Source organism: Mesorhizobium sp. BHbdii (genome assembly GCF_053848045.1).
The window spans coordinates 1-11,192 of sequence record NZ_JBSPKX010000022.1 but is presented as its reverse complement, the minus strand read 5'-3'; the positions used below and the strand labels follow the sequence as shown (position 1 = coordinate 11,192).

Annotated in this window: 10 protein-coding genes and 6 pseudogenes; 13 read left to right on the top strand and 3 right to left on the bottom strand. The window is 59.5% G+C overall.

The genetic code is table 11. The annotated features are described in order from the left end of the window. The 3 genes and pseudogenes from ACWTU8_RS31375 to ACWTU8_RS31365 all read right to left on the bottom strand — a co-directional run. On the bottom strand, positions 1-421 hold a 421-nt coding region (locus ACWTU8_RS31375; protein WP_455851191.1), incomplete at its 3' end, for a Gfo/Idh/MocA family protein. Continuing rightward, positions 414-1,064, bottom strand: coding sequence for a TetR/AcrR family transcriptional regulator (locus ACWTU8_RS31370; RefSeq protein WP_455851190.1), 651 nt, complete (start codon positions 1,062-1,064; stop codon positions 414-416). The genes ACWTU8_RS31370 and ACWTU8_RS31375, both read right to left, overlap by 8 nt. A 612-nt stretch (positions 1,065-1,676) precedes the next feature. Further along, positions 1,677-2,096, bottom strand: a pseudogene (locus ACWTU8_RS31365) (IS110 family transposase); the annotation flags it as partial. 225 nt (positions 2,097-2,321) lie between these two features. Here ACWTU8_RS31365 and ACWTU8_RS31360 point away from each other — a divergent pair. The 13 genes and pseudogenes from ACWTU8_RS31360 to ACWTU8_RS31300 form a co-directional block, all read left to right on the top strand. Next, positions 2,322-2,549, top strand: a complete 228-nt coding sequence (locus ACWTU8_RS31360; RefSeq protein WP_455851189.1) for a DDE-type integrase/transposase/recombinase — start codon at positions 2,322-2,324, stop codon at positions 2,547-2,549. A 184-nt stretch (positions 2,550-2,733) separates the two neighbouring features. Next, the gene (locus ACWTU8_RS31355) at positions 2,734-3,705 is read left to right on the top strand and encodes an aldo/keto reductase (protein WP_455851188.1); all 972 of its coding nucleotides are present in this window, start codon (positions 2,734-2,736) and stop codon (positions 3,703-3,705) included. A gap of 335 nt (positions 3,706-4,040) precedes the next feature. Then, complete coding sequence (locus ACWTU8_RS31350) at positions 4,041-4,307, top strand: twin-arginine translocation signal domain-containing protein (RefSeq protein ID WP_455851187.1); 267 nt, start codon at positions 4,041-4,043, stop codon at positions 4,305-4,307. A gap of 123 nt (positions 4,308-4,430) precedes the next feature. Further along, positions 4,431-5,036 carry an extracellular solute-binding protein gene (locus tag ACWTU8_RS31345; protein ID WP_455851186.1) on the top strand — a complete coding sequence of 202 codons (606 nt, stop codon included), beginning with the start codon at positions 4,431-4,433 and terminating at the stop codon, positions 5,034-5,036. 319 nt (positions 5,037-5,355) lie between these two features. Further along, the gene (locus ACWTU8_RS31340) at positions 5,356-5,646 is read left to right on the top strand and encodes a hypothetical protein (protein ID WP_455851185.1); all 291 of its coding nucleotides are present in this window, start codon (positions 5,356-5,358) and stop codon (positions 5,644-5,646) included. Then, complete coding sequence (locus ACWTU8_RS31335; protein ID WP_455851184.1) at positions 5,633-6,277, top strand: carbohydrate ABC transporter permease; 645 nt, start codon at positions 5,633-5,635, stop codon at positions 6,275-6,277. The genes ACWTU8_RS31340 and ACWTU8_RS31335 overlap by 14 nt, the downstream gene beginning before the upstream one ends. A 234-nt stretch (positions 6,278-6,511) precedes the next feature. Next, entirely contained in the window at positions 6,512-6,748 is a 237-nt protein-coding gene (locus ACWTU8_RS31330) for an ABC transporter permease subunit (RefSeq protein ID WP_455851183.1), read from the top strand. Then, positions 6,745-6,996: a hypothetical protein gene (locus ACWTU8_RS31325; protein WP_455851182.1), complete on the top strand. Its 252-nt coding sequence runs from the start codon at positions 6,745-6,747 to the stop codon at positions 6,994-6,996. Before ACWTU8_RS31330 ends, ACWTU8_RS31325 begins: the two co-directional genes overlap by 4 nt. Before the next feature lie 54 nt (positions 6,997-7,050). Next, a pseudogene (locus tag ACWTU8_RS31320) lies at positions 7,051-7,931 on the top strand (ABC transporter ATP-binding protein). A 660-nt stretch (positions 7,932-8,591) separates the two neighbouring features. Next, positions 8,592-9,047, top strand: a pseudogene (locus ACWTU8_RS31315) (aminotransferase class III-fold pyridoxal phosphate-dependent enzyme); the annotation flags it as partial. Beyond that, positions 9,044-10,027 (top strand): annotated as a pseudogene (locus ACWTU8_RS31310) (beta-ketoacyl-ACP synthase III). The pseudogenes ACWTU8_RS31315 and ACWTU8_RS31310, both read left to right, overlap by 4 nt. 22 nt (positions 10,028-10,049) lie before the next feature. Beyond that, a pseudogene (locus ACWTU8_RS31305) lies at positions 10,050-10,604 on the top strand (hypothetical protein); the annotation flags it as partial. 73 nt (positions 10,605-10,677) lie between these two features. Continuing rightward, positions 10,678-11,192 (top strand): annotated as a pseudogene (locus ACWTU8_RS31300) (GSU2403 family nucleotidyltransferase fold protein); the annotation flags it as partial.

Genomic DNA, 11,192 nt, shown 5'->3' with positions numbered 1-11,192 from the left:
TGTTGTAGAGTTCTTGAATCATAAAGAACTCACGCGAATATACTGCGGTCTCCATCATCATGTAATTTACGCCCACTGCTTTCTGGGCTTCAATTATCGCGTGCAAATCGTCGAAAGACGTAGCCATGGGCACTGCGCAGGCGCAATGTTTGCGTGCCTTTAATACGGCCAATACTTGCTGCGCGTGGAGTGCAACTGGCGTCGCAATGTGAACGGCGTCAATACTTCTGTCAGCAAGTACCTCCTCGAGCGTCAAGTAAGCTTTGCGGAGACCGAGCCGAGCCGAAACGTCAGCTAACTTTGCTTCATCAGCGTCGCATATTGTTACCGACGCTACATCCGGATGGTCACTGTAAATTGCCGCAAACTCCGACCCGAATCCCATTCCGATGACGGCGACATTTAGTATTCCTTTAGTCATTTCGGCCCCCTGAAGTCCGACGAGTGGCTTCAGAGATGGCCGCACGAATCAAAGTGCGAGCCGCCCAGACGGCTACGCTCTTAACTTTGTCGTTATCTGCTTCCCAAATATCTTTGAGTACTACGATGAGCTCGATGCCATACGTCAATGAAAGCGCCATCGCCAACTGCTCAAACTCACTCGGTGTAAGTTGCTGGCGCAGCGGAGCGAGAGCAACTCCGAGCAATTCGCGCCGATGTCCTCGCCTAAACCCAGGTTGCCTGTCGCTAGGATTTATCGCTTCGGCGCGCTTGTCGGCCCACTGTTCAAGCGAAAGCTTCAAAGCTGCCCTCCCCGTCGCCTCGAACTCAATTATCCGCGCCATAGAACTAGCAAGGAGATCCATTACCCTCTCCTCCGCATTGTCGGACTCTGAGTGCCAATCAAGGATGGGACCAAGCACTTCGTCCACGATGGCTTCAACCATCGCCGATTGGCTCGGAAAGTAACGGTACGCAGTACCCCGAGACACATCTGCAGCCTCGGCAACGTCTTCCACCGAGGGAGTGTGTCCGTGTTGCATAAGAGAGATCGCTGTTTTCAAGATTAAGTGGCGGGTCCGCAGTCCGGCCCGTCCCAAGCTTGTTGTACGACCACTCACCATCTGAACTCCAGTGCATTTTTTGTATTATCGTCTAAAGGAGTTTACTAGTCTCGTTTAATCGGAATTGCAACTCCCAAATCGCTCGCATAGCGAACCGTCGCCACAAACGTCGACCCACCCTGCTAGTGGTGTGAGTTTGAAATTGATTTACCGTTTGACGGTGATGGGAGCAGTCTGACTGCTTTGTTGCATTAACCTGAAAAGGGCATAACGAACCCAGTCGAATGGGTCCCTCAGGCGGCAAGACCGAGGAGCTGGTTCACGAGATGGATTTCGCCTGTCGCGCCGGACTCCGGCAGCATGCAGGGGCCGCGTGTCAATCGGCCCGGAATGGGGACCCTGGATCGGCGTGCAAAAGGGGGTCTGACGCAATCACGATGAAGTCTGGGGTCATGCAGCACCGATCAGTCTCGCTTGCAAGAGATCGAGCTTTCCGCGGCCATGCATTTGGCGCTTCACCAGCTTGAGCTTCGTGATCTGCCCCTCTGTCTGCCCGGTTGACCAAGGTTCGGCGATCGCGGCACGGACAGGGGCCTCCAACCAAGCCCGACCCGCGGCGCCGAACAACCGGCCTCGGTAAGGCGGAATCAGATTGGGATGCAGGATGCTGTGGATCCGGTTCTTGACCCGGGTGATCTGCTGCACGACTTGGGTGCGCTGAGACACCAGTCGCCGCAGCGTCTCGGTCGCCTCATCCGGCATCCAGACCTCAGGCAGAAAGCCGCTGGCATGCAGTTTGGCCAAGACCGTGGCATCGATCTTGTCAGTCTTGATCTTGGCATGAGCAATTGCCCGCACCTGCAGTGGATTGGCAATCACCAGCATGCACACGAAGGGGCGCAGGAGACGGGCGATCATCGCCGTGTTGACGGTCGCCTCAATCACGACCTCGTCGTCCGGCTGCAGTTTGCGGCCAAAGGCCAGAACGGCCTCTCGGGTCAAGTCAACCCCATTTGGATGAGAGAAGTGGGTGTTGTCCAACACCGCTACGGCGGCAAACGTGCGGTGCACATCCAGTCCGATCACACGCATGAGACCTCCTGTGTGCTTGCATCACGTCAGGGAGCCTGCGGGCCACACGACACTTACGGATCCGCGCTCACGGCGCAACCGGGTTGGTCGCAGGGGCGGCCAGATAACAACACCAGCTCGCAGCTCATCAAATAGCTCGGCCCGCCCATATCACGTGCTCCCGACACCCCTGTCCCGTTCAGCCCAGGATACAGCCGCCGAGTTGGCAGCGCCAACCCGCCGGTGGTGCCGAAGAAGAGCATGCCCGATAACAACACCATCGAAGCGGATCACGGCGCGCTAAAGCGCGTGATCCGGCCGACCCGCGGCTTCCAGAGGATGAAAACAGCCTACGCCACCATCAAAGGTTTTGCGGTCATGCGGATGATCCGCCGCGGCCCCTGCATGCTGCCGGAGTCCGGCGCGACAGGCGAAATCCATCTCGTGAACCAGCTCCTCGGTCTTGCCGCCTGAGTGACCCATTCGACTGGGTTCGTTATGCCCTTTTCAGGTTAATGCAACAAAGCCACTGATCGGACCGCAGCCTCAGACGCTATAGGCAGGCATATGGGGGCTTGCAATGAATTTTTAGATGTGCATATCTTAATTGTATTAGAATTCAATTTTTGAACGATCATGTAAACACTGGTGGCTGTCCATGCACTATCGAACACTCGGCCGCACCGGCCTGCGCATCTCCGAAATCGGCTATGGCGCCTGGGGCATCGGCAATGCCGGATGGCGGGGTGCGAACGACGAGGAGTCGGTCCGCGCCATCAACCGGGCGATCGACCTGGGCCTGAACTTCATCGATACGGCGCTCGGCTACGGCGAGGGCCACAGCGAAAGGTTGATTGGAAGGGTGCTGCGCGAGCGCTCCGAGGCGGTCCACGTCGCGACCAAAATTCCCCCGAAAAATAGAGTATTTCCGGCCCGCCCGGGGACGCCGGCCGAGGTTGGCTTTCCGGCCGACCACGTCATCGCCTGCACTGAAACCAGCCTGCGTAATCTCGGCATCGATACCATCGATGTGCAGCAGTTTCACGTCTGGTCGGACGAATGGGAGGGGCGTGGCGATTGGCTGCAGGCGATCGAGCGGCTGAAACGAGACGGCAAGATCCGATTCTTCGGCGTGTCGATCAACGCCTATGAGCCGGATAATGCACTGAAGCTCATCGAAACCGGCGTAGTCGACAGCGTGCAGGTGATCTACAACATCTTCGAGCAAGCGCCAGAGGAGCGCCTTTTCCCCGCCTGCGAACGCCATGGCGTTGGCGTGATCGTTCGCGTAGCGCTCGATGAAGGCGGTCTCACCGGCCAGATCCGCGCCGACACCGTGTTTCCCGAGGGCGATTTCCGCGAGGCCTACTTCCGCGGCGATCGCAAGCGAGAGGTCGAAGAGCGCGCGCGAAAGATCCTCGACGATTTGAAAATCGCTCCCGACGCGCTCGCCGAAACGGCGCTCCGCTTTGTGCTGAGCCAGCCCGCAGTATCGACGGTCATCCCCGGTATGCGCTCGGTCCGCAACGTCGAGCGCAACTGCGCGATCGGTGATGGTCGTGGGCTGCCGGAGGACAAGCGCGACAAGCTGCGGGCGCACCGCTGGCCGCGCAACTTCTACCGCGATTGAGCCTCCTGGAAGGAACTGAAACCGGCTCCGTTCTCTTATCCCGGGGATTTTGGTCAAGCCCTTTGAGCGGCCCTTTACATCAGTTCGGCTGCTCTCACATGTCGGGTCATGGTTCTCTCCGCAGTCGGCAGACACCGCCGCATGATGGGGTCGGAAGCCTCAGCCTCGCCATGTTGCACACGCGGTCGACCTCATCCTGGGTGTCTGGAAGCGTGGCCGCAGCATCGCCGTTCACATGTCGGCGATGAAGGACGGCGAGAGGGTTACCGTGCCGGATTTTAGTGACGTTGCTGAGAGCGACTGAGGAGAGTTCCGTCGCTGGACGGGAGGAAATCATGCGTTATATCAATCGAAGGGACTTCTTTAAGACGTCAGCCTTGGCAGGTGCGGCTATTGGACTTTCATCACCCTATGTGCGGGCACAGTCCGCCACGACCATCAACATGGTTGGCTGGAACAGCCCCAAGCTGATGGATATTTTAAGCGCGCCGGCAAAGAGGCCGGCGTCGCCATCAACTACGACGTCCTGCCCACCAAGTGGAACGACGTCATGCAGAAAAAACCCTTTGGGGGCAGACGTGAGTACTCTGGTATTGATCTGATGTTCGCCGATGACCTAATCGGCGTTCTCTGGGGAATGAACGGTTGGGCGGAAGATCTCAGTGGAACAGACGCTTGGACAAAGAATAGCGGCGATCTCGTCGATAACGTTACTGTGCTAAACAATGCCGTCGGGCGGCGTGTACCGTATCTTCTTCTATATGTATATGGGCATCGAGCCCTTCCTCTTCAACAAGTCAATGATCGCCAAGGCACCTACCACCTGGGAGGAAATGGTTGCGGCCGCCAAGAGCGCCACAAAGGAGGGCGTCTGGGGCTGGCGGCCGCTCGGCGGCGAAGGGCATGCATGGAACACCGTACTGTTGACGCTCAACCAGGCCGGTGCCGACCTAACGACGCTCAGTGACCCGGCGACATTGTCGGCCCTGCAGTTCATGCATGACTGGGTTCACAAGGACAAGATCACCCCCGCATCGACGGTCAGCGAGGACAACAATGCAGTCGAGGCGCTTGCTGCTGCAGGCAAGGCCGCGATGTGGTGGACCTATGGTATCAACAATATCCTGAGCTTGGACCACACGGTGATCACCATGGATAACCTCGGCGTGGCATGTTGGCCGAAGGGACCGGCGTCGGATATCGGTCTTGTCCACGGTGGGGGCTTCCTGATGTCCAAGTTCTCCCAGAAGAAGGACGCAGCCAAAGAGCGCTCCTCACCTGGCTTTCGAGCAAGGACATTGTCCGTGAAATCACCTTGTCCCAGACAGTGACTCCGCCATACAAGTCACTGTTCAACGATCCCCAGCTGGTCAAGGCCCTGCCAATACTAACGGCCGGACCCGGATGGGCTAAAATGATCCGGGGAGCGAAGTTTCGCGAGCCTGTCGTCAGCAACCCTGCGGTTACGCAGCTGTGGTCGATGTTCGACCATCTCGGCAGCTAGATCCTCTCAGGTGAAAAATCTCCTCAGGATGCACAGGCGTGGGCCGTCGAGGAATACAAGAGTATTCGCGGCTGACAGCCCGCCCTGGCGGACCCTCCCGGCGCACCGGCGTCGGGAGGGTCGTCGCCTATCCATTCGGGGACACCATGACAACGACGTCAACCATATTGGCATCTGGTTCGCAAGTTGCGCCAAGATTTCTTCCGGCTTCAAACATCGCGCTGATCGCATATTGGATCGTACTGCCAGCAATTCTGCTGCGACTCGCGTTTACCCTGGTGCCGCTGGTGCAAACCGTCTACCTGAGCTTTACCAACAGCTCGCTGATGGGGCGTCCGCGGTTCATCGGTCTGCAGAATTATGTCGCTCTGTTTCAAGACCAGACCCTGCTCTCGTCGCTGACGTTCACCATCCTCTACACGGTTGCCAGCAATTGAGACCATCCTAGGCCTTCTGATCGCGATCCTTCTGATGCAAAACCTGCGGGGCCGCTGGATCAGCAACTTCCTGATGCTCATATCTTGGGTGATGGCGCCGCTACTCGCGGCAACCGTCTGGAAAATCATGTATTACGAAGACGGTGGCATCCTTAACGAGGTGCTGCGTGATCTCGGCATCATCCGCGAGCCCGTCCGCTGGCTGAGTGACGCAACCACGGCGAAATTCTCGGTCATCATCGTCACCGTATGGAAGAACCTGTCCTGGTGCATTCTGATCTTCATGGCCGGCCTCGGCGCCCTGCCCCGCGATGTTTATGAGGCGGCCGAGATCGACGGCGCGAACGCGATCCAGAATTTCTTTACGATCACCCTGCCGCTTCTGAAGCCGACTACCTACCTGGTCCTGCTGTTCCGAGGCGTGGGCGAGGTCCAGACCTTTGAGCAGATCAACGGCTTGACGCGAGGCGGCCCGGGAACGGCCACACAGACGCTTGCTGTCTATGCCTACCAGCGGTTTTTCCAAGAGCTACGCTACGGCTACGGCTCGGCGATCAACGTCCTGCTGCTCCTCCTAACCGCAGCCATCGGCAGCTTCTTCGCGTGGCGTCTCTACCGCGCAAGCCGTTGAGGAGCATGATGACCCCGACAATTCAAGCCAATCGTGTGGTGAGACCGAACGATTCTTTATCTTCTGCTTGTCATCCTCCTACTGTTCATGGCCTTTCCCATCTACTACATGGTCATCACCTCGCTGAAGACCCCGGGGGAGGCTTACCGGCTACCACCGACCTTTTGGCCGTAGAACCTGACCGTCGATAGCTACCCTTACGTCGTTCAGGCGTGGAGCTACTGGCGGCCAGGCATGGTCACCCTCGGCCCGATTTTCCTCGCCTTTAAGGATCTGCGGCTCCTTGATACCCATATCGGCCTGATCCTCGTGTTTGCGGCGGAATTCATCCCGGTCGCATTCCTGACGCTGTTTTCTTACTTCAAGGCCATTCCCAAGGAGCTTGATGAGGCGGCCGCAATGGATGGGTCGAGCCTGCTCGACACGATGCTCAGGATCATTTTCCGATCGCTCTGCCCGGCTTTGCCGTGACCTTCCTGCTGCTCTTCATTGCGGGGTGGAACGAATTCCTGGTTGCGTTCACGCTCACCATTACGCCCGATACCCGGCTTCTCACGGTGCGCCTGTTCGAGGTCCCCGTGCGGGGGGACGCCAACACGACCCCTTACGATCTCATCGCGGCCGGCGGGGTCCTGATCCTGCTGCCGCTCGTGCCGATCCTGTTGCGCGTCCAGCGTCCGCTGGTGGAAGGCATTCTTGCCGGATCGGTGAAAGAATAACGAACAGAAACGGCGCCCTGCAGCCCGATCATCATGCTTGCCCTGGAGAAATCGATGGCTACCGTTTCTATCAACAACGTCCAAAAACATTACGGCGCCTATCACGCGCTCAAGGGCATTTCCGCACAGATGGCCGACGGCGAGTTTGTTGTTCTGGTCGGGCCGTCGGGCTGCGGGAAGTCCACACTTCTACGCATGATTGCCGGCCTGGAAGGCATTTCCGACGGAACCATCGAGATCGGCTCCAAGGTCGTCAACGACCTCAGGCCCAAGGATCGCGACGTGGCGCTCGTGTTTCAGAATTACGCCCTCTATCCGCATATGACGGTGGAGCAGAACATGAGCTATGCGCTCAGGCTCATGAAACCGCCGAAGAACGTGATCGAGGAGAAGGTCGGTTATGCGGCCAGGATCCTTGGTCATACGGATCTCCTCAAACGCTATCCCAGGCAGCTCGCCGGTGGTCAGCGCCAGCGCGTCGCCATGGGCCGGGCCATCGTGCGCGATCCGCAGGTGTTTTCGGCTTCATCGGCTCGCCATCGATGAATTTCATACCGGGGACGGTGCAGGACGGTCGGTTCGTCGCGAACAGCACCACGCACTTGCCGCTCCCAGCCGGCGCGCGCGCCAACGTCGCGACCTACGGGATCCGGCCGGAGCATCTCAAGCTTGACGATGCTGGTTTCCCGGCGAAAGTCATCGTCATCGAGCCCATGGGAGCCTCGACCCAGATCATTGCGAAAGTCGCCGACACCCTGATTACGGCGGTTTCGTCGGAACGTTTGGCACCGCAGCCGGGATCGACCGTGCATCTGATGCCGCACGTGCCGGCCGTCCATCTGTTCGACAGCGTATCGGCGACTAAGCCAACACCATCTCAAGTGACTGCTTCCGCCATATTAGGACGTTCAGTGTGGTTGAGCATGTTGGCGTGAGTCTCTGAGAGCCTGACCGAAAACGGTTGAATGGCCTCAAGCCCCTGTGAGTCCGTCGGATTTGCGAAGATTCGATGGAGATCACGATGCTTTGGACCGAGGCCACTCGCCGATCCAGCTGTACTTCCGGTGGTACCTGGCTTACGGCCTGAGCCTACGCCTTATGGAAGAGATGTGGTCGAAGAACCGCAATAGGGCACTGTTTCGAGCCTGACGCTCACGACAACATTGACGAATGAGAGCGCAGAAGCGCTGAACGAGATCAGCGACAGCTGCAGCCTCGGGATCTTGCGTACCAGAGGGTGGTGGCGTTCTCGTGTCCCGTGGCCAGGCGTGCATTGAGCTGAGGCAGAAACGGGTCGAGGATACTTGGTCCAAGTTGGCGCACGGCCCGTGCCGGGAAGCTGTCGGCTTGGGCGTACTTCCCGACCGTACTACGTGCCAGGCCCGTCGTGCGGCTGATCGCCAACAGGGCTTCTCCACGGGCATGTCGCTGCCGGACTTTCTCGTAGAGAGCCTGCCAGCGGGCCTGGCTGTCGGCACTGGCGACCTGCTCGGCCCCCGGGTGCGAGGGTAGGCGCGAGTTCGCCATCGTGAGGCTACCGGCGATCCCTTAATGAGGGGCAGACGCCGCAACCGGGCATGGGCTCCCGCCAGCCAGCGCCACTTGCCACCGACGCGATCTTTGATGCCCACTTTTCCAAAGACCGGGCCAGGACCTTCTTCCATTTGAGTTCCTATACCGCGAACCCGATCGCCTGCGCGGCGGCACGCGCGAATGTCGCCATCTGGAATGATGAGCCGGTGGCAGCGCGCGTGGCCACGCTGTCGCGGATGCAGGCGGAGAAGGTTGCGCGGTTCAGCAAGGACCCGCGCTTTGAGAATGTGCGCACGACCGGCACGATTACCGCGCTCGATCTGTGGGTCGGCAATGCGGGCTATCTGGCCGAGGTCGGCCCTAAGCTGCGCGCCTTCTTCCTCCGGCGCGGATTGCTGGTCAGGCCGCTTGGCAACATCATCTACGTCCTGCCGCCTTACTGCGTGACATCGGGCGAACTCGACCGGCTTTATGAGACCATAGACGAGGCAGCGGCGCTTGCGAGCGACAGCAGATAAGCCGCACGGCGCGCATCATAGGCCTTGGCCATCACGTGCCGGCGCGCAGGGTCGGCAATGCCGAGATCGAGGCAAGCCTCGGGCTGGAAGAGGGCTGGATCGAGGGGCGCACCGGCATCCGCTCGCGCTTCTGGGCGGAGCCCAGCGACACACTTTCCGGCCTGGCGACAAAGGCAGGCGACATGGCGCTGGAGAGAGACGGCATTCGCCGCAAGGAGATCGGCCTGCTCCTGCTCGCCACTTCGACGCCGGACCACCTCCTGCCGCCGAGCGCGCCGCTGGTGGCGCACAGGCTCGGCCTTGAACAGCCCGGCGCGGTCGACCTTGCTGGCGCCTGCGCAGGCTTCATCTATGCCATGACCTTCGCCGACGGCTTCGTGCGCCTCTCCAACAAGCCGGCCATCGTCATCGCCGCCAATATATTGAGCCGTCGCATCAACCCCCGCCGAGCGGGCAAGCGCGGTGCTGTTTGCCGATGCCGCGGGCGCGGTGGTGCTCGCTCCCTCCGGCGATCCCGGCCACGGCATACTCGGCTCCTCCATAGCCTCGGAAGGGTCCGCTTATGGCCTGATCCAGATTCCGGCGGGCGGCAGCAACCGTCCGTTTTCCGACGAGACCGACATCGCCGAAACCCGTATGACCATCGCGAATGGCCGCGAGGTCTTCGTCAAGGCTGTGGAAATGATGAGCCGCTGTTCCCGAGAGGCGCTGGCGGAGGCTGACGTGGCTGCCGCCGATGTTTCCCGTTTCGTGCGCACCAGGCAAATGCCCGTATCTTCAACGCGGTCGGTAAGGCGCTCGGCATCGAGGATGAGCGCATCGTCAAGACCATCGCCGACCATGGCAACTCGTCGGCCGCCACGATCCCGCTATCGCTGTCAATCGCGCACCAGGCCGAGCCCTTCCAGCCCGGCGAGAAAGTGCTGCTGACGGCGGCCGGCGCCGGCCTTACCGGCGGGGCACTGGTGGTTGGCGTTTAGCCCAGGCCGATCTGTGCCCTGGATGGGCTTTGCGATCACATTTTGTAGACCTTACAATAACATCAACAGCCGGTTGGCTGTTGCAAGAGTTCGGTCCATTGCCTATTGTCGCTTGCAACAGTTCCCAGGCAATTGCGGAGCCACTGTTGAGGTGCCTGATTTTATTGAACTAAACAATGACCAGCGTCGGGAAAAGATCAATTCCGACCAACGCTTCACTGCGCTAATGGAGGCCCAGAAAAAGGCGAAGAGCTTTCGCGGCTCTCTCGTCTGGCATACCGTAAGCGGTACCGACCACCTGATGCGCAGCTATTACGATTCCACTGGAGCGCGACGCCAGAAGGTGGAAGGGCAGCGCTCGCCAGCGACCGAAGCTCAGAAGGCGGATTGGGAAGCATCTCGCGCGTCCGCTCGACAGACGCTATCGGCGCGCCAGGAGCAAATGGAGCGCCAATCCGCAGTCAACCGGGCTCTCAGGCTCGGACGTGTTCCTTTAATCGCCGCAAGGATCATCAGAGCAATCGATGATGCCGGTCTTTTAGGCGCAGGCATCCGCGTTGCGGGAACGAACGCGATCTACGCTTACGAGGCGGCGGCCGGAGTATTTGTGGATCCAGGGATCACGACAACGGAAGACAGTCGATCTCCTGATGGATGCGCGCCAATCGCTCAGAATCGTGGTTGGAACCAGCATCGAAGACGGAGCGCTCATCAACCTGCTGCGCAGGGTCGATCGGTCGTTCGAGCGTTCGTCCGCGACGTTCCGCGCGGTCAACCGCGATGGATACCTTGTCGATCTGATCAAACCGCTTGCAAACCCGGCCTGGAAGGAGAGCCGCACCACCATTGGCGAGGCTGACGACGAACTCGTGGCGGCCGAGATCGTTGGCTTGGCCTGGCTGGAAAATGCCCCGGCATTCGAAGCAATCGCGATTGATGAAAAGGTGGACCGCTCCCCATCATCGTTCCCGATCCAAGGATCTTTGCTGCTCACAAATTCTGGGTCTCGAAACAACCTGGTCGCGAGCCCATCAAGCGCCGTCGCGACTTGGCCCAGGCGCAGGCAGTTGGTCGTCTCACGGCGCAATTGAGCACCTCCCCTATGAAGCAACCGAGCTTCGTGTCCTTCCCCAGGCGGTTTTCGAGGACGCCCGTCATCTCTTCG